The 17,070-nt window shown below is 72.9% G+C and carries 19 protein-coding genes; 14 read left to right on the plus strand and 5 right to left on the minus strand.

Features of this window, described 5'->3' with window-relative positions; translation table 11 throughout:
- Positions 1-10: 10 nt before the first annotated feature.
- Positions 11-349, minus strand: a complete 339-nt coding sequence (locus CKO43_RS10590; protein ID WP_200228082.1) for an HPF/RaiA family ribosome-associated protein — start codon at positions 347-349, stop codon at positions 11-13.
- A gap of 67 nt (positions 350-416) precedes the next feature.
- Positions 417-800, minus strand: a complete 384-nt coding sequence (locus CKO43_RS10595; protein ID WP_200228081.1) for a cupin domain-containing protein — start codon at positions 798-800, stop codon at positions 417-419.
- Positions 801-863: 63 nt separating this feature from the next.
- Here CKO43_RS10595 and CKO43_RS10600 point away from each other — a divergent pair, with 63 nt between their 5' ends.
- From CKO43_RS10600 to CKO43_RS10660, 13 genes are all read left to right on the plus strand, one after another.
- Complete coding sequence (locus CKO43_RS10600; protein ID WP_200378607.1) at positions 864-1,613, plus strand: SDR family oxidoreductase; 750 nt, start codon at positions 864-866, stop codon at positions 1,611-1,613.
- 124 nt (positions 1,614-1,737) lie between these two features.
- A complete protein-coding gene (locus CKO43_RS10605; protein WP_200228079.1) occupies positions 1,738-2,598 on the plus strand; it encodes a fumarylacetoacetate hydrolase family protein in 861 nt (286 codons plus the stop codon).
- A 125-nt stretch (positions 2,599-2,723) separates the two neighbouring features.
- On the plus strand, positions 2,724-3,467 hold the full coding sequence (locus CKO43_RS10610) for a metallophosphoesterase family protein (RefSeq protein WP_200228078.1): 744 nt from the start codon (positions 2,724-2,726) through the stop codon (positions 3,465-3,467).
- Positions 3,457-4,905: a serine/threonine protein kinase gene (locus CKO43_RS10615; protein WP_200228077.1), complete on the plus strand. Its 1,449-nt coding sequence runs from the start codon at positions 3,457-3,459 to the stop codon at positions 4,903-4,905. The genes CKO43_RS10610 and CKO43_RS10615 overlap by 11 nt, the downstream gene beginning before the upstream one ends.
- A gap of 55 nt (positions 4,906-4,960) precedes the next feature.
- Positions 4,961-5,305 (plus strand): YkgJ family cysteine cluster protein, encoded by a 345-nt coding sequence (locus CKO43_RS10620; protein WP_200378608.1) that lies wholly within the window; start codon positions 4,961-4,963, stop codon positions 5,303-5,305.
- Positions 5,302-5,937: an arylformamidase gene (kynB, locus tag CKO43_RS10625; protein WP_200228075.1), complete on the plus strand. Its 636-nt coding sequence runs from the start codon at positions 5,302-5,304 to the stop codon at positions 5,935-5,937. The genes CKO43_RS10620 and kynB overlap by 4 nt, the downstream gene beginning before the upstream one ends.
- Entirely contained in the window at positions 5,934-7,193 is a 1,260-nt protein-coding gene (kynU, locus tag CKO43_RS10630) for a kynureninase (protein ID WP_200228074.1), read from the plus strand. Before kynB ends, kynU begins: the two co-directional genes overlap by 4 nt.
- On the plus strand, positions 7,193-8,047 hold the full coding sequence (kynA, locus tag CKO43_RS10635; RefSeq protein WP_200228073.1) for a tryptophan 2,3-dioxygenase: 855 nt from the start codon (positions 7,193-7,195) through the stop codon (positions 8,045-8,047). The genes kynU and kynA overlap by 1 nt, the downstream gene beginning before the upstream one ends.
- Positions 8,048-8,179: 132 nt before the next feature.
- Entirely contained in the window at positions 8,180-8,737 is a 558-nt protein-coding gene (locus CKO43_RS10640; RefSeq protein ID WP_346014412.1) for a zinc metalloprotease, read from the plus strand.
- Between the two features lie 92 nt (positions 8,738-8,829).
- Entirely contained in the window at positions 8,830-10,644 is a 1,815-nt protein-coding gene (locus tag CKO43_RS10645) for an aminopeptidase P family protein (RefSeq protein ID WP_200378609.1), read from the plus strand.
- Between the two features lie 104 nt (positions 10,645-10,748).
- Positions 10,749-11,432, plus strand: a complete 684-nt coding sequence (locus CKO43_RS10650) for an NAD(P)H-binding protein (RefSeq protein ID WP_200378610.1) — start codon at positions 10,749-10,751, stop codon at positions 11,430-11,432.
- 17 nt (positions 11,433-11,449) lie between these two features.
- A complete protein-coding gene (locus tag CKO43_RS10655) occupies positions 11,450-12,805 on the plus strand; it encodes an MBL fold metallo-hydrolase RNA specificity domain-containing protein (protein WP_200378611.1) in 1,356 nt (451 codons plus the stop codon).
- Between the two features lie 10 nt (positions 12,806-12,815).
- On the plus strand, positions 12,816-14,087 hold the full coding sequence (locus tag CKO43_RS10660) for a DUF4010 domain-containing protein (protein ID WP_200230408.1): 1,272 nt from the start codon (positions 12,816-12,818) through the stop codon (positions 14,085-14,087).
- Between the two features lies 1 nt (position 14,088).
- Here the strand turns inward: CKO43_RS10660 and CKO43_RS10665 are convergent, their stop codons facing one another.
- On the minus strand, positions 14,089-14,931 hold the full coding sequence (locus CKO43_RS10665; RefSeq protein ID WP_200378612.1) for a 2OG-Fe(II) oxygenase: 843 nt from the start codon (positions 14,929-14,931) through the stop codon (positions 14,089-14,091).
- A 164-nt stretch (positions 14,932-15,095) separates the two neighbouring features.
- On the opposite strand from CKO43_RS10665, the gene CKO43_RS10670 reads away from it, so the two are divergent.
- Positions 15,096-15,932 (plus strand): endo alpha-1,4 polygalactosaminidase, encoded by an 837-nt coding sequence (locus CKO43_RS10670; protein ID WP_200378613.1) that lies wholly within the window; start codon positions 15,096-15,098, stop codon positions 15,930-15,932.
- A 1-nt stretch (position 15,933) separates the two neighbouring features.
- Here CKO43_RS10670 and CKO43_RS10675 read toward each other — a convergent pair whose 3' ends face one another.
- A complete protein-coding gene (locus tag CKO43_RS10675; RefSeq protein WP_200230415.1) occupies positions 15,934-16,248 on the minus strand; it encodes an ExbD/TolR family protein in 315 nt (104 codons plus the stop codon).
- Between the two features lie 32 nt (positions 16,249-16,280).
- Complete coding sequence (gene yaaA / locus CKO43_RS10680) at positions 16,281-17,066, minus strand: peroxide stress protein YaaA (RefSeq protein ID WP_200378614.1); 786 nt, start codon at positions 17,064-17,066, stop codon at positions 16,281-16,283.
- Between the last annotated feature and the right edge of the window lie 4 nt (positions 17,067-17,070).

Here is a 17,070-nt window from a genome sequence, read left to right on the forward strand (position 1 = left end):
CCTTCTTCGTTCAGGCGCCGCGGATCGAGTCGCGGCCGTGGTCGCGCGCCTTGCCCAGCGTCGAGTCGAGCACACGCACCAGCTTGTCGAGCGCGCCGCTGAAGGCGTCGGCGACGCGGCCGGCGTCGTGGCTGGCAGCCACCGGCGGGCGGCCGGCCGGGCGCGCCTCGAGCGTGCAGCGCTTGTCGGAATCGCTGCTGCGCCCGGCGTTGGTGTCGGCGAGGTGGACCTCGATGCGCGTGACGGCGTCGCCGAAACGGTCGAGCTTGGCCACGATCTCGCGCTCGATCCAGGCGGCCAGCGCCTCGTCGTTCTGGATGTGGTTGTCGGTGTTGACCTGGACCTGCATGGTCTATCTCCTCGGGAATGGGCGCGCCCGCCGCAAGCCGGCAGCACGCGCAGGGGCGCACGCGGCGTCAGCCGCGCACGAACATCGTGACCAGCGGCTCGTCGCCGAGCTGGCGGCTGCGGTGGCCATGCAGCGTGGCGTCGAACGTGGCACCTTCGGGCAGCACGTCGGCCGAATAGAAGTGTTCGCCGGGGCCGAAGACCCGCGACGTGCCGTCCTGCAGGCCGATCTCCATGCGCCCGCGCAGCACGACCAGCCACTGCGGCGCGGTCGTGCAGTGGAAGCTGCTGGCAAAGCCCACCGGGCTCTCGCGCAGCTGCAGCCCGACGGCCGGCAGCAGCGGCGACAGGCGGGCGGCCGGCGTGCCTTCGGCCAGCTCGACGGGTTCGTCGCGGAAACGCGCGCGGCCGTCGGCATCGGTGTAGAGAACGGTCTTCGTGAAGATGGCCATGGCCCATTGTCGCCTTGGCCGCCGCCACAATCGCCTGCACCCCAGTCGCACAGGAGGTTTCCCATGGACCGCATCGCGCTCGTCACCGGCGCCGGCAGCGGCATCGGCCAGGCCTGCGCCGGCGCGCTGCTGGCCGATGGCTGGCAGGTCATATACGCCGGCCGCCGCCTCGACCGCCTGCAAGCGGCGATCGCCGCCACCGGCGAACACGCCGCACGCGCCAGCGCCGTGGCCTGCGACGTCGCCGACCAAGCCTCGGTGGCGGCGCTGTTCGACACCATTCGCCGCCGCCACGGCCGGCTCGACCTGCTGTTCAACAACGCGGGCGCCTTTCCGCCGTCGGCGACACCCGACGAACTCGGCGCCGCCGCCTGGCGCCAGGCGGTCGACGTCAACCTGAACGGCGCCTTCTACTGCCTGGCCGCAGCCTTCGCGCTGATGCGCACGCAGCAGCCGATGGGCGGGCGCATCATCAACAACGGCTCGATCTCGGCGCACGCGCCGCGGCCGGGCTCCATCGCCTACACCGCGACCAAACACGCGATCACGGGCCTCACGCGCGCCGCGGCGCTGGACGGCCGCGCCTTCGACATCGCCGTCGGCCAGATCGACATCGGCAACGTCGAGACCGACATGACCGAGCGCATGGCGCGCGGCGTGGCGCAGGCCGATGGCAGCCTGCGCGCCGAGCCGCGCATGGCGATGGACGGCGTCGTCCAGACCTTTCTCGCGATGGCGCGGCTGCCGCTCGCGGCCAACGTGCTGTTCACGACCGTGATGGCGACGAAGATGCCCTTCGTCGGCCGAGGCTGAGACAAGGGCTGAAACCGTGCCGTAACCCGGTCCGCGGGCGAGCCGCTACAGTGGCCGGCATCACCGCCTCACAGGGCGCGTGGACCGGCGGCTACACCACCGGCGGCGCGCCCCAGCTCTACCGATGAAACTGCTCCGCCACGGCCCCAAGGGCCACGAACGCCCCGCCGTCCTGGACGCCCAGGGACGCCCGCGCGACCTGTCCTCCATCCTCGTCGACATCACGCCGGCGGCGCTGACGCCGGCTTCGCTGCAGCGCCTGCGCGGCCTGGACCTCGCGTCGCTGCCCGAAGTCGAACCCGCGCGCCTCGCCGTGCCCTGGGCCGGCATGGGCAAGTTCGTCTGCATCGGCCTGAACTACGCCGACCACGCAGCCGAGGCCGGGCAGCCGGTGCCGGCCGAGCCGGTGGTTTTCCTGAAGGCCACCAGCGCCGCCGTCGGCGCCGAACACCCGGTGGTGCTGCCGATCGATGCCACCAAGGGTGACTGGGAAGTCGAACTCGGCGTCGTCATCGGCAGCACCGCGCGCTGCGTCTCCGAAGCCGAGGCGCTGGCGCACGTCGCCGGCTACTGCGTCGTCAACGACGTCTCCGAACGCGCGCTGCAGCTCGAGCGCGGCGGCACCTGGGACAAAGGCAAGGGCTGCGACACCTTCGGCCCGGTCGGCCCCTGGCTGGTCACGGCCGACGAGATCGCCGACCCGCAGGCGCTGGACCTGTGGCTGGACCTGAACGGCCAGCGCGTGCAGGCCGGCAACACGCGCACGATGGTCTTCGGCGTCGCGCAGCTGATCGCCTACCTGAGCCGCATCATGACGCTCTACCCCGGCGACCTGATCAGCACCGGCACGCCGCCGGGCGTCGGCATGGGCATGAAGCCGCCGCGTTTCCTGCAGCCGGGCGACACGATGCGCCTGGGCGTCGCCGGCCTGGGCGAGCAGCAGCAGGCCGTGCACGCCTGGAACCCGGACCTGGTCGACGCCTGAGGCACGCGCGACCGGGGGTGCCGCTCGCGGCCTTTCCCGGTTGCGCACAGTGTCGGGGCCGGAGGATGATCGGCTGTTTCTTCCGCCGCGCGCGCCTGCTGGCCGCGGCGGGCATCAGCCCTCCGATGAAGTACGCGATCCTGACCGACCTGCACGCCAACCGCGAAGCGGTGGAAGCGGTGCTCGAACACGCCGCCGAACAAGCCATAGACCGCTACGCGCTGCTCGGCGACTTCGTCGGTTATGGCGCCGATCCGTCCTGGGTCGTCGAGCGCGTGCGCACGCTGGTGCAGGCCGGCGCGATCGCGATTCAGGGCAACCACGATCTCGCCGTCGTCCAGGGCCCGTCGCCGACGATGCGCCCCGACCCGCGCTACGTCGTCGAGTGGACGCGCCAGCAGCTCGCGGTCGAGCAGATCGACTTCCTCGCTTCGCTGCCGCTCGAGCAGCAGCACGGCGAACTGCTGTTCGTGCACGCCAACGCCTGGGCGCCCGCCGAGTGGGGCTACGTGCAGGGCCGCAGCGAAGCCGTGCGCAGCATGAGCGCCACCGCCGCCCGCATCACCTTCTGCGGCCATATGCACGAGCCCCAGCTCTACCACCTGTCGCCGGTCGGCAAGGCCGGCGACTTCACGCCCGCCGCGGGCATGGCGATCCCGCTGCTGCCGCCGCGGCAGTGGCTGGTGGTGCCCGGCTCGGCCGGCCAGCCGCGCGACGGCGACCCCGCCGCGTGTTACGCCACCTTCGACGACGAGAGCCTCGAACTGACCTACTGGCGCGTGCCCTACGACACCGAGAGCGCCGGCGCCAAGATCCGCGCCGCCGAGTTGCCGCAACGCCTGGCCGACCGTCTGAGCGATGGGCAATAGGCCGGCGCGCATCGCGCCGAGTGCGCTCGCCGCCGGTCAGGTGATCGACGGCTTCCGGCTCGAGGAACGGCTGCACCAGGGCGGCATGGCCAACCTCTGGCGCGTCATCCGCGTCGACGCCAACGGCGAGCCGCTCGCCGAGACGATGCCGCTGATCATGAAGGTGCCGCGCATCAAGGGCGGCGAGGACCCGGCGTCCATCGTCGGCTTCGAGGTCGAGCAGATGATCCTGCCGGCACTCACCGGCACGCACGTGCCGAAGTACGTCGCCCGCGGCGACTTCACGCACCACGCCTACCTGGTGATGGAGCGCATCGAGGGCCCGTCGCTGCGCCCGCGGCTGGACGACGCGCCGCTGCCGATCGACGAGGTCATCGAGATCGGCTCGCGCGTCGCCACCGCGCTGCACGAGCTGCACCGCCAGCACCTGGTGCACCTGGACGTCAAGCCGAGCAACATCGTCTTTCGCCCCGACGGCACCGCGGTGCTGGTCGACTTCGGCCTGTCGCGCCACGACAAGCTGCCCGACCTGCTGGAAGAGGAGTTCACGCTGCCGATGGGCACCGCGCCCTACATGTCGCCCGAGCAGGTGCAGTTCGTGCGCAACGACCCGCGCAGCGACCTGTTCGCGCTCGGCGTCATGCTCTACCACCTGACGACCGGCCAGCGCCCCTTCGGCTCGCCCGAGAGCGTGCGCGGCCTGCGCCGCCGGCTCTTCGTCGACCCGGTGCCGCCGCGCGCGATCCGCCCCGACTGCCCGCCCTGGCTCCAGGAGGTCATCCTGAAGTGCCTGGAGGTGCGCCCGGAGCGCCGCTACCAGAGCGCGGCCCAGCTCGCGCTGGACCTGCAGAACCCCGGCCAGGTGGCGCTGGGCTCGCGCGCCGCACGCAGCCGCCAGAGCGGCACGGTCAAGGTCTTCAAGCGCTGGTTCTTCGCCCTCGGCTCCGAGTCGCGGCCGTCGGCGCGGCTGGGTGTCGCCGACCAGGTGGCGCGCAGCCCGATCGTCGTCGCCGCGGTCGACGTCGACAACGCCACGCCGCTGCTGCTCGAGAAGATGCAGGAGTCGGTGCGCCGCATACTCGTCACCGAACCCGGCGCGCGCCTGGCCTGCGTCAGCGTGATGCGCGTCGCGCGCATCGGCCTGGACGACCTGGTCGACGCCAACGGCCAGAGCCGCCACGTCAAGCAGCTCGTCGGCCTGAAGCACTGGGCGCGGCCGGTCACACGCAACCTGGAACTCGACGAAGGCCGGCTCACCTTCCACGTTCTCGAAGCGCCCGACGCCGCCGACGCGCTGCTCGAGTTCGCCGAGCGCAACCAGGTCGACCACATCGTGATGGGCGCCCGCGGCGCCTCGGTGCTGCGGCGCTACCTGGGCAGTGTCAGCTCGCAGGTCGTCGCCAAGGCCGGCTGCACGGTGACGGTGGTGCGCGCATGAGACCTCGGCACGTCTCCGGGGCCCGCCGCCGCCTGGCGGGTCTGAGGGTGCCCCGGTGAGCGCCAACGCCTGCCTGGCCTGCGGCGCCTGCTGCGCCAGTTTTCGTGTCGACTTCGACCGCGACGAGTGGGCCGGCGCCGGCGGCGGCGTGCCCGAGACCCTGGCCGACGAACTGACCGGCCGGATCTGCCGCATGCGCGGCACCGACCGCAGCCCGCCGCGCTGCGCCGCGCTCGTCGGCCGCGTCGGCGTGCAGGTGTCCTGCGCGATCCACGAATGGCGCCCTTCGCCCTGCCGCGAGTTCGGCCTGCGTGCCGCGCTCGGCATCGGCGACGAGGCCTGCGACGCCGCGCGCCGTCGCCACGGCCTGGCGCCGCTGGAGCTGGCGGGGGCGGCATGAACGGCGCGCGCATCTGGGACATCTCGCCGCCGGTCGACGCCGGCGCGCCGGTGTTCCCCGGCGACGCACCCTACCGCCACCAGTGGGCCGCGCGCATGGGCCCCGGCTGCCCGGTCAACCTGCAGACGCTGACGCTGTCGCCGCACACCGGCGCGCATGCCGACGCGCCGCTGCACTACGACGACGCCGGCGCCGCCATCGGCATGCTGGACCTGGCGCCCTACCTCGGCCGCTGCCGCGTCGTGCACGCCATCGGCGTGCGGCCGCTGGTGCGCTGGGAACACCTGGCGCATGCGGCCGACACCCTGCCCGAACGGGTGCTGGTGCGCAGCTACCAGCGCGCCCCGGTCGGACGCTGGGACCCGGCGCTCGCCGGTTTCGACCCCGAGGCGCTGGAGCGCCTGGCCGACCTGGGCGTGCGCCTGGTCGGCATCGACAGCGCCAGCGTCGACCCGGCCGACAGCAAGACGCTGGACGCGCACCAGGTGCTGCGCCGGCGCGAGCTGCGTGTGCTGGAGAACCTGGTGCTAGACGACGTGCCCGAAGGCGACTACGAACTGATCGCGCTGCCGCTGAAACTGGTGACCGCCGACGCCTCGCCGGTGCGCGCCATCCTCAGAGAGATCCGATGACCCGAGACGACGCCCTGGCGCTGGACGCCACCGACCCGCTGGCCCCGCTGCGCGACCAGTTCGCGCTGCCGCCGGGCACGATCTACCTCGACGGCAACTCGCTGGGTGTGCTGCCGAAAACAACCGCGGCGCGAGTCGCCGAGGTCGTGACCGGCGAATGGGGCACGGGGCTGATCGTCAGCTGGAACCGCGCCGGCTGGATCACGCTGCCGCAGCGCGTGGGCGACAAGATCGCGCGCCTGGTGGGCGCGGCGCCGGGCGAGCTGGTCGCCGCCGACTCCACCTCGGTCAACCTGTACAAGGTGCTGGCCGCGGCGCTGGACATCGTGCGCGCCGACGCGCCGCAGCGCCGGCGCATCCTCAGCGAACGCAGCAACTTCCCCACCGACCTCTACATCGCCGAAGCGCTGGCCGCCGAACGTGGTTTCGAGCTGGTGCTGCTGGACACGCCCGAGGCCATCCCGGCGGCGCTGGACGAAAGTGCCGCGGTGCTGATGCTCACCCACGTCAACTACCGCAGCGGCCGGATGCACGACATGGCGGCGCTGACACGCGCCGCACACGCCGCCGGCGCGCTGACGATCTGGGACCTGGCGCACAGCGCCGGCGCCGTGCCGCTGGACCTGAATGCAGCCGGGGCGGACTTTGCGATCGGCTGCGGCTACAAATACCTCAACGGCGGCCCCGGCGCGCCGGCCTTCGTCTGGGCGCATGCGCGCCACGTCGAACGTTTCCGCCAGCCGCTGGCCGGCTGGATGGGGCACGCGGCGCCGTTCGAGTTCACGCCCGGCTACCGGCCGGCGGCGGGCATCGCACGCTACCTCTGCGGCACGCCGGCGATCCTGGCGCTGGCGGCACTCGAATGCGGCGTCGACAGCGTGCTCGCCGCCGAACCCCTGGGCGGCCTGGCCGCGCTGCGCGCCAAATCGCTGGCGCTGACGCGGCTGTTCGCCGACGAGGTGCGCGCGCGCTGCCCGCAGCTGCGGCTGGTCTCGCCCGAAACCGAGGCCGAACGCGGCAGCCAGGTCTGCCTGGCGCCGCGCGACGAGCCGGCGCTGGCCTACGCGGTGGTGCAGGCGCTGATCGCACGCGGCGTCGTCGGCGACTTCCGCGCCCCCGACATCCTGCGTTTCGGCTTCACGCCGCTGTACCTGCGCCACGTCGACGCCTTCGACGCCGCGGTCCAGCTGGCCGAGGTGCTGGCCAGCGGCGAATGGCGCCGGCCCGAGTTCAACCAGCGCCAGGCGGTGACCTGATGGAAGAAGACCCGCCGGCCGCCGGCTGCCCCTTCGCCGGCCACCACGGCGCCCAGCTCGATTTCGGCGCCGACATGAGCTACAGCGACTACCTGCAGCTGGACCGCGTGCTCGGCGCCCAGCAGCCGCTGTCGCCCGGCCACGACGAGCTGCTGTTCATCGTCCAGCACCAGACCAGCGAGCTCTGGATGAAGCTGATGCTGCACGAGCTCGCCGCCGCGACCCAGGCGGTGGCCGCCGACCGCCTGCCGACGGCGTTCAAGATGCTGGCCCGGGTCTCGAAGATCATGGAGCAGTTGGTGCACGCCTGGGACGTGCTGGCGACGATGACGCCGCCCGAATACAGCGCGATCCGGCCCTACCTGGCCAGCAGCAGCGGCTTCCAGAGCTGGCAGTACCGCTGCATCGAGTTCCGCCTGGGCAACAAGAACGGCGCCATGCTGCGGCCTCACGCCCACCGGCCGGAGCTGCTGGCCGAGGTCGAGGCCGCGTACCGCGCGCCTTCGCTCTACGACGAGGCGCTGCGCCTGCTGGCGCGCCGCGGCCTGGCGCTGCCGGCCGACCGGCTGGAACGCGACTGGACCCAGCCCTATGCCGCCAGCGACGCCGTCGAGCAGGCCTGGCTCGTCGTCTACCGCGACCCAGAGGCGCACTGGGACCTGTACCAGCTCGGCGAGGAGCTGACCGACCTGGAGGACGCGTTCCGGCTCTGGCGCTTCCGCCACGTGACGACGGTCGAACGCATCATCGGCTTCAAACGCGGCACCGGCGGCACCTCCGGCGTCGGCTACCTGCGCAAGATGCTCGACGTCGTGCTGTTCCCTGAGATTTGGAGACTTCGCACCGATCTTTGATGCGAACCTAGGGTTTCCCCTGGTTCGATCGGCCGATCAGACCCTAAAGCCCGCCGCTTTTCGGCCGATACGTCAGCGATGGGGCCTCTTTCGTCAATCGACCGGAACACGACGACGTCGCACGACGCCGCCGTGTCGGCACGTGCGACCAGCCAGGCCGGCAGCGACTCGTCGTCGGTGCGTGTGAACCTGCAGGCGGCCAGCGCCGCACGCACGCGCCGCGAGACCGGCGACATCCAGGTCGACCGGGTGCTGAGCGGCAACGACTCGGTGTCCAAGACCGTCACCTACAGCTTCGCCGACAAGGGCGTGGCGGCCGGTGACCCGGTCGCGCAGAAGTCGCAGAGCCTGGCCGACCGCCAGCGGGTACGCGACGCGCTCAGCTACTACGCCACCGTCGCCAACGTCGAGTTCGTCGAGGTGCGAGCCGGCGGCGACATCGAATACCCGGTCGCGGCGATGCCCGCGCCGTCGGCGGTGCGTGAAGCCAACTCGCCCGAGGGCGGCGGCCATGACGACGGCAGCGCCGCCAGCCGCGAGCGCGCCCAGGCCGAAGCGGCGACGCAGCAGGCGCAGGCCCAGGCTGCGGCGGCCCAGGCGGCGGTGGAGCGCCCGCGCCAGTCCGACGACCTGCTCGGGCTGAACCTGCCCGACCCCGACGGTCAGGGCAGCCAGCCGATCCTGGCCTGAACCGGCCGCCGGCGGGGGCGTCCCCCCGAGGGACGGCGCGGCCGCGGTGCGGCTCCTAGAATGCCGCGATCCCCCCTGGAGTTCCTTCCCCCATGGATACCCGTACTTCCCCGATCCGCCTGCGGATCGAGCGCACGCGCGAAGTGCTCGCCGCCGCCGGCGTGCACGCGCTGCTCGTGCCCTCCGCCGACCCCCATCTCTCCGAATACCTGCCCGAACGCTGGCAGGGCCGGCAGTGGCTGTCGGGCTTCAGCGGTTCGATGGGCACGCTGGTCGTCACGGTCGAACGTGCGGCGCTGTTCGCCGACAGCCGCTACTGGGTGCAGGCCGAGGCCGAACTCGCCGGCACCGGCATCGAGCTCGAACGCATTCCCACAGGCAACGCCTCGGCCCACGTCGACTGGCTCGCCGCCCAGGTGCCCGCCGGCGCCACGGTGGCCGTCGACGGCCAGGTGCTGGGGCTGGCCGCGGGCAAGACGCTGCGCACCGCGCTCGACGCCAAGGGGGTGGTGCTGCGCACCGACATCGACCTGCTCGCGTCGATCTGGCCCGAGCGCCCCGCCCTGCCCGCCGCGCCTGTGGTCGAACACGCCGCGCCGCACGCCTGCGTACCGCGTACGGACAAGCTGGCGACGCTGCGCGAGGCGATGGCCAGCGCCGGTGCCACGCACCACTTCGTCTCCACCGTCGACGACATCGCCTGGATCAGCAACCTGCGCGGCGCCGACGTGCCCTACAACCCGGTGTTCCTGGCGCACCTGCTGGTCGGCCCGCAGCGCAGCACGCTGTTCATCGGCGAAGGCAAGGTTTCGTCCGAACTGGCCGAGCGCCTGGCCGCCGACGGCATCGACCTGGCGCCGTACGCCGGTGCCGGCGACGCGCTCGCCGCGCTCGGCACCGACGCCCGGCTGCTGATCGACCCGCGCCGCGTGACGCTGGGCCTGCGCGAACGCGCCGGCTGCGCCGTCGTCGAGCAGATCAACCCGAGCACGCTGGCCAAGAGCCGCAAGACCGCCGACGAAGCCGCCTTCGTGCGCGAAGCGATGGCCGAGGACGGCGCCGCGATGTGCGAGTTCTACGCCTGGTTCGAAGGCGCGCTCGGCGACGAGCGCATCACCGAGCTGACGGTCGACGAAAAACTCGGCGCCGCACGTGCGCGCCGTCCCGGCGCGATGGGCCCGAGCTTCGGCACCATCGCCGGCTTCGGCCCGAACGGCGCGATGCCGCACTACCGCGCCACCGAGGAGTCGCACGCGGCGATCGAGGTCAAACCCGGCGAAGGCACGCTGCTGCTGATCGACAGCGGCGGCCAGTACGCCGGCGGCACCACCGACATCACGCGCGTCTGGCCGATCGGCACCGTGACGGCGGCGATGAAGCGCGACTACACGCTGGTGCTGAAGGGCACGATCGCGCTGTCGCGCGTGCGTTTCCCGCGCGGCACGCCGGGCCCGATGCTCGACGCGCTGGCGCGGGCGCCGCTGTGGGCCGAAGGCATCGAATACGGCCACGGCACCGGCCACGGCGTCGGCTACTACCTCGCGGTGCACGAAGCGCCGCAGACCATCAGCAAGGCCGTCGTCGAGCCGCAGATGGCGATCGAGCCGGGCATGATCACCTCGATCGAACCCGGCATCTACCGCCCCGGCCAGTGGGGCGTGCGCATCGAGAACCTGGTGCTGTCGGTGCCGGTCGAGACCGCCGAAGGCGGCGCCTTCGGCGAGTTCCTCGAGTTCGAGACGCTGACGCTGTGCCCGATCGACACGCGCTGCATCGAACGCCCGCTCTTGCGCGCCGACGAGATCGACTGGCTCAACCGCTACCACGCGACGGTGCGCGAACGCCTCGCGCCCAAGCTCTCGGGCGCCGCGCTCGCCTGGCTGAAGGCACGCACCGAGGCGATCTGAAGCCCTCGCCCCCGGCCCGCGCCGGGGGCGGCAAACGCCGCTGTCTTGACCTGCGACCAAAGGTCTTCAGACCGCCGGCCGCAGCCCGCGGCTAGCATGGCCCGGTGACCAACACGCAGGGCAGCGCCGGGCCCACCGTGTGGCTTGCTGGAGCCACCGGGCTCGTCGGCCGCGAGATCGACCGCCTCTGGCCCGCAACGGGGCTGCTGGTCCGCCTGACCCGGCGGCCGCTGCCGGCGCGTGCCGGGCGCATCGACGCCCTCGTACCCGACTTCCTCGCCGCCGCGGCCTTCGCCGCGCTGCCGCAGGCCGAGGCCGCCTTCTGCGCGCTCGGCACGACGCGCGCCGCGGCCGGCTCCGACGCCGCCTTCCGCGCCGTCGACCTCGACGCCGTCATCGCTTTCGGCCGCGCCGCGAAAGCCGCCGGCGTGCGCCGCTTCGCGCTCGTCTCGGCACTCGGCGCCGACGCCGCTTCGGCCAACTTGTACCTGCGCACCAAGGGCGAAGCCGAAGCCGCGCTCGCCACGCTCGGCTTCGAGACGCTGGTCATCGCCCGGCCCTCGCTGCTGCTGGGCGAGCGCAGCGGCCTGGGCCAGCCGCCGCGTGCCGGCGAAGCGCTGGCGCAGCGCCTCGCGCGGCCGCTGGCGGTGCTGATCCCGGCGCGCTGGCGCCCGGTGGCCGCGGCCGACGTTGCCGCGGCGCTGCTGCAGGCCCTCGCCGCCCCGGCGCCCGGCATCCGTGTGCTCGACTCGGCCGCGCTGCAGCCGGGCCGTGCGTCCCCCCGCTGAAGAGAGAGAAAGAAGAAATGGATCTGCACTTCCTCGGCGCCGCCGACAGCGTGACCGGCTCGCGCCACCGCGTCGACCTGGGCGGCGTTCGCCTGCTGCTGGACTGCGGCCTGTTCCAGGGTTTCAAGGTGCTGCGCGAACGCAACTGGCAGACGCCGCCGGCGGCGCTGCTCGAGGCCGAGGCCGTGGTGCTGAGCCACGCCCACCTGGACCACAGCGGCTACCTGCCGGCGCTGGTCAAACACGGCTGGAAAGGCCGCATCCACGCCTCGCCGGCGACCTGCGCGCTGGCCGAGGTGCTGCTGCTGGACAGCGCCAAGCTGCAGGAAGAGGACGCGCGGCGCGCGAACAAGTTCGGCTACTCGCGCCACGAGAAAGCGCTGCCGCTGTACACACGCGCCGACGCCGCGCGTGCGATCGCGCGCCTGACGCCGGAGGAGACCGGCAAACATTTCAAGGTCGGCAGCGTCGCGGTGACGCTGAGCCCGGTCGGCCACCTGCTGGGCGCCTGCGCGGTGACGCTGGATTGCCGCGGCGAACGCCTGGTGTTCTCGGGCGACCTGGGCCGCAGCGCCGACCTGCTGCTGCCGCCGCCCGCGCCGCTGCCCGAGGCCGACGTGCTGCTGGTCGAGTCGACCTACGGCAACCGCGCCCACGAGACCGAGGACGTGGCCGCGCGCCTGGGCGAGATCGTGCGCACCACCATCCACCGCGGCGGCTCGGTGCTGCTGCCGACCTTCGCCGTCGGCCGCGCCCAGGCGCTGATGGTGGTGCTGCAGCGCCTGAAACGCGCCGGCCGGATCCCGAAGGACCTGCCGGTCTTCCTCGACAGCCCGATGGCGGTGCAGGCCACCGAGCTCTACCTGCGCTTCGCCAAGGTGCTGCGCATCAAACCCGCCGAGCTGAAGGCCGCGATCGAAGGCACACGCATGGTCGAGACGCCGCAGCAGTCGATGCGCCTCAGCGCCCACCGCTACCCCTGCGTGATCCTGTCGGCCAGCGGCATGGCCACCGGCGGGCGCGTGCTGCACCACCTGAAGGCGATGGCGCCGTCGCCGCAGCACCACGTCGTCTTCCCCGGCTTCCAGGTCGGCGGCAGCCGCGGCGCACGCCTGGTGGCCGGCGCCACCGAGGTCAAGATCCACGGCGAATACGTGCCGGTGCGCTGCGAGGTCAGCCACCTCGAAGGTTTCTCCGGCCACGCCGACAGCGACGAGCTGATGGACTGGCTGCGCACCGCGCCGCGTGCGCCGCGCCAGACCTTCGTCGTGCACGGCGAGCCCGACGCCGCCGACGCCTTGCGCGTGCGCATCCGCGACGAACTCGGCTGGGCCGCGCGCGTGCCGCAGCACGGCGAACAGCTCAGCGTCTGAGGCCGCGGCGGTGACGGCTTTCGAGCCCGGATCGGCGCCGCTGGCGCTGGGCCTGCTGTCGGCGCTGGGCGGCGGGCTGCTGATCGGGCTGGAGCGCGAGCGGCGCAAAGGCAGCGGCCCGGAACGCGAGCCGGCCGGCATCCGCAGCTTCACGCTGGCGGCGCTGGCCGGCGCCGTCGCCCAGGCGATCGAGCAGCCGCTCGTCGTCGCCTGCGGCGCGCTCGCCATCGTCGCGCTGGCCGCGCTCGCTTACTGGCGCAGCCAGATCGTGCAGCGCAGCGCCGACCCGGGCATGACGACCGAGCTCGCGCTCTTCGTCACCTACCTCGTCGGCGTGCTGGCGATGCAGATGCCGGCGGTCGGCGGCGGCGCGGCGGTGGTCATCGCGGTGCTGCTGGCGGCGCAGGCGCGGCTGCACCGCTTCGCGACACGCGTGCTGTCCGAAGCCGAGCTGCACGACGCGCTGCTGCTGGCGGCGCTGGTGCTGGTCGTGCTGCCGCTGCTGCCGGCGACACCGGTGGCCTGGCTGGGCGGGCTGCAGCCGCGCACGCTGGGGCTGCTGGCGACGCTGATCCTGGTGCTGCAGGCTGCCGGCCACGTTGCCTTGCGTTTCTTCGGCGCCGCCGCCGGCATGGCCTTGTCGGGGCTGCTGTCGGGTTTCGTCTCCAGCACCGCGACGATCGCGTCGATGGGCACACGAGCGCGCGCCGAGCCGGCGCTGGCGCGCGCCTGTGAAGCCGGCGCGCTGCTGTCGACCGCGCCCACCTGGGTGCTGGGCCTGGTGATCCTGACCGCGACCTCGCCGCCGGTGATGGCGCTGGTGCTGGCGCCGGCGCTGGCCGCGACCGTCGTCGCCGCTGCCGGCGGGCTCTGGCACGCACGCGGCGCCGGTACTGCCGCACCCGAGTCGTCCAAGGCCGGGCCGCTGCGCCCGCGCGAGGCGCTGCTGGTGGCGCTGCTGCTGGCCGGCGCGTCGCTGGCGGTGGGTTGGGCGCAGCAGCGTTTCGGCTCTGCCGGCGTTATCGCCGGGGCCGCGCTGACCGCGGTTGCCGACGCCCATGCCGCCTGCGCCGCACTCGGCGCGCTCGCCGGCGAAGGCCGGCTGGAGCTGCAGGCGGCCGCGCACGGCGTGCTGGTCGCCGTGTCGACGAACGCGCTGACCCGTTCGATCACCGCCTTCGTCGCCGGCGGCCGGCGTTTCGGGCTGACGGTGGCGCTGTCGCTGGCGGCCTCGACCGCTGCGGCCTGGCTCGTGTGGGCGCTGCTGGGCGCCGGCGCCTGACTCAGGCGAAGACGCCCTCGCGCAGCCACTTGGTCGCGACCCACTTCTCGCCGTCGACGACCGGTGCGCCGCCGTGCAGCGTGCGTGTCGAGGCCAGCGGGCGCTCGTAGCTGAAGAAGACCGCGTTGCCCTTGACCGGCTGCACCTCCAGCCCGACCTCGGGAAAGGTGGTGGCGCCGCCGCCGGCCGGCGTGTTCAGGTACATCACGACGGTGGCCACACGCTGGCCGCCACGGCGCAGGATGCCCGCGGTGCCCGGGTGCGCCGGATCGAAGAAGTCGTGGTGCGGCTTGTACTGCGCGCCTGGGCGGTAGCGCAGCACCTGCAGGCCTTCGCCGCGTTCCACCGGCCAGTTCACCAGCTCGGCGATGCGGCGCTCGATGCGCTCGATCAGCGCCGTCTCGCCGCGTTCGAAGAACATGCCGTCGCTGGTGCGCGCGGCGTTGACCTCGCTGCCGCCGGTGCTGTTGTCGACCGTCTCCGACCGCGCCAGCCGCGGCCGGGCGAGTTCGACCAGCGCGTCGCATTCGTCGTCGGCGAGCAGCCCGCCGAAGACGACAACGCGTGGCAGCGCCAGCGTCGCGAGCACGCGCAGCTCGCGGTCGGCGGTGCGCAGCAGCGTCGGCGCGCCGGCGAGCGCCGGTTCGGGCATGGCCGCCGCCGCGAGCGCCGTGGCCGCCGGCTGGCCGCGCTCGGCGCCGGCGGCTTCGATCGCGGCCAGCGCGATGTCCTCGGACCAGCCGCTGCGGATCATCGACGCGATCAGATCCTCGGTACGGCAGCCGGCCTCGGACTGCGAGACGATCCAGCGGCGCAGCTCGGCGGTGACGGTCTGGTGGCTCATGGCGTGATTCTGACCGCGTGTGACGGGCCGCGAAACCGCCCGCGGCGCGACACGTTTCACGGCACGCGGCGGCGATCGCGTGCGGCCGGGCCTGCACTTCCTAGAATCCGCGCTCGCCGGACCGGCGGCCCGCCGGGCCCGCAGCCGACGTGCGCCCCCCGGACATGAAACTGCCAGCACTCCTGCGCCTCGCCGCCTGCGCCCTCGTGACCTGCTGCCTGGCCGCCTGCGGTGGTGGTGGCGGCGGCAACGAGGACAGCGGCGGCGGCACCAGCGCCTGGACGCCGTCGACCACCGACAGCTGGACCATCCAGCTCACCGGCACGCCCGACACCGCGCTCGCGGTGCGTGTCTACGACCTGGACCTGTTCGACACGCCGCAGGCGACGATCGCCAGCCTGCAGGCGCAGGGGCGCGCCGTCGTCTGCTACTTCTCCGCCGGCAGCGCCGAGGACTGGCGCGAGGACTACGCGAGCTTCACCGCCGCCGACAAGGGCAACGCGCTCGACGGCTGGCCGGGCGAGAACTGGCTCGACACGCGTTCGGCGAACGTGCGCTCGGTCATGGTCGCGCGGCTGCAGCTGGCGCGCGACAAAGGCTGCGACGCGGTCGACCCGGACAACGTCGACGGCTGGAGCAACGACACCGGCTTCGCGCTCGATGCCGCCAGCCAGCTCGACTACAACCGCTTCCTCGCCACCCAGGCGCACGCGCTCGGGCTCAAGGTCGGGCTGAAGAACGACGTCGGCCAGCTCGCCGCGCTCGCGCCCGACTTCGACTTCGCGATCAACGAGCAGTGTTTTTTCTACGCCGAGTGCGACGGCTACGCCGCTTTCACCGGCAGCGGCAAGCCGGTGTTCAACATCGAATACGACGCGGCCTACGTGAACGACACCGCCGGCGCCCGCGAACAGCTCTGCGCCGCGGCACGCGCGGCCGACATCCGCACGCTGGTGATGGCCGCCAACCTGGACGGCTCGCTGCGCCTGAGCTGCGACTGAATCAGCGCACCGCCGTCTTGCCGACGAAGGCCACACGCGCCTGCGCCGCCTCGATCGCCTGCACCGCGGCGTCGACCCGCGTCATCGCGGCGCCCGGTTCGACCTTGATCTCGACCACCAGCGGCCGGCCCGCCGCACGCAGCGCCTGCACGCTGGGCTGCAGTGCCGCGGCCTCGACCGGCTGGCCCTCGAAGCGGTAGCTGCCGTCGGCGGCGACTTCGAGCAAGGCGTGCGACACCGGTGCCGGCACGTAGCAGCCAGCCAGCGCCAGCAAGGCGGCGGCGGCCGGGGCGAGGAGCAGGGAACGCAGGTTCATCGTGCAGGTCCGGGCGGGGGGCGAGCTGCGTGTCATTCGGCCTGCCGGCGGCGGAACACCAGCCGGTCGGGCCCCGAAGCCTCGGCGTCGAAGGCGTAACCCTCGGCGGCAAAACCCTTGAGCCGCGACGGCGTGCCGATGCGCTGCTCGATCGCGTAGCGCGCCATCAGCCCGCGTGCACGCTTGGCGAAGAAGCTGACGATGCGCCAGCGGCCCTGCTTCCACTCCTCGAACACGCAGTCGACGACCCGCGCCTTCAGCGCCGGGCGCAGCGCCGCGCGCGAATACTCCTGCGACGCGAGGTTGACGACCACCGGCGCGGCTTCGTCGGCCTGGCGCTCGTTCAGGTGTTCGGCGAGCGCATCGCCCCAGAAGGCGTAGAGGTCCTTGCCGCGCGCATTGGCCAGCGCCGTGCCCATCTCCAGCCGGTAGGGCTGCAGCCGGTCCAGCGGGCGCAGCACGCCGTACAGGCCCGACAGGATCACCAGGTGCTGCTGCGCCCAGCTGAGGTCTGCGGTCTTCAGCGAGAGCGCGTCCAGGCCTTCGTAGACGTCGCCGGCGAAAGCCAGCAGCGCGGGTTTGCTGTTGGCCGCCGTCGCCTCGGGCTCCCAGGCGCCGTAACGCGCGGTGTTGAGCTGGGCCAGCGGGTCCGACAGCGACATCAGCGACGCGACCTCGGCCGGCGTCTTGCGCCGCATGATGTCGATCAGCTCGGCGGCACGGTCGACGAAGAGCGGGTCGCTGGCCTTGCGCGCGAGCGCGGCGGGCACGGGGGTCTCGTAGTCCAGGCGCTTGGCCGGAGACAGCAGGAAGAGCATCGCG

Origin of the sequence: Rubrivivax gelatinosus (genome assembly GCF_016583785.1) — a bacterium.
GTDB lineage: Bacteria > Pseudomonadota > Gammaproteobacteria > Burkholderiales > Burkholderiaceae_C > Rubrivivax > Rubrivivax gelatinosus_B.

Excerpts from the sequence above, each read along its gene's own strand:
- CKO43_RS10590 (WP_200228082.1), bottom strand. The coding sequence starts at position 349 with ATGCAGGTCCAGGTCAACACCGACAACCACATCCAGAACGACGAGGCG.
- CKO43_RS10595 (WP_200228081.1), bottom strand. The coding sequence starts at position 800 with ATGGCCATCTTCACGAAGACCGTTCTCTACACCGATGCCGACGGCCGC.
- CKO43_RS10600 (WP_200378607.1), top strand. The coding sequence starts at position 864 with ATGGACCGCATCGCGCTCGTCACCGGCGCCGGCAGCGGCATCGGCCAG.
- CKO43_RS10605 (WP_200228079.1), top strand. The coding sequence starts at position 1,738 with ATGAAACTGCTCCGCCACGGCCCCAAGGGCCACGAACGCCCCGCCGTC.
- CKO43_RS10610 (WP_200228078.1), top strand. The coding sequence starts at position 2,724 with ATGAAGTACGCGATCCTGACCGACCTGCACGCCAACCGCGAAGCGGTG.
- CKO43_RS10615 (WP_200228077.1), top strand. The coding sequence starts at position 3,457 with ATGGGCAATAGGCCGGCGCGCATCGCGCCGAGTGCGCTCGCCGCCGGT.
- kynB (WP_200228075.1), top strand. The coding sequence starts at position 5,302 with ATGAACGGCGCGCGCATCTGGGACATCTCGCCGCCGGTCGACGCCGGC.
- kynU (WP_200228074.1), top strand. The coding sequence starts at position 5,934 with ATGACCCGAGACGACGCCCTGGCGCTGGACGCCACCGACCCGCTGGCC.
- kynA (WP_200228073.1), top strand. The coding sequence starts at position 7,193 with ATGGAAGAAGACCCGCCGGCCGCCGGCTGCCCCTTCGCCGGCCACCAC.
- CKO43_RS10645 (WP_200378609.1), top strand. The coding sequence starts at position 8,830 with ATGGATACCCGTACTTCCCCGATCCGCCTGCGGATCGAGCGCACGCGC.
- CKO43_RS10655 (WP_200378611.1), top strand. The coding sequence starts at position 11,450 with ATGGATCTGCACTTCCTCGGCGCCGCCGACAGCGTGACCGGCTCGCGC.
- CKO43_RS10665 (WP_200378612.1), bottom strand. The coding sequence starts at position 14,931 with ATGAGCCACCAGACCGTCACCGCCGAGCTGCGCCGCTGGATCGTCTCG.
- CKO43_RS10670 (WP_200378613.1), top strand. The coding sequence starts at position 15,096 with ATGAAACTGCCAGCACTCCTGCGCCTCGCCGCCTGCGCCCTCGTGACC.
- CKO43_RS10675 (WP_200230415.1), bottom strand. The coding sequence starts at position 16,248 with ATGAACCTGCGTTCCCTGCTCCTCGCCCCGGCCGCCGCCGCCTTGCTG.
- yaaA (WP_200378614.1), bottom strand. The coding sequence starts at position 17,066 with ATGCTCTTCCTGCTGTCTCCGGCCAAGCGCCTGGACTACGAGACCCCC.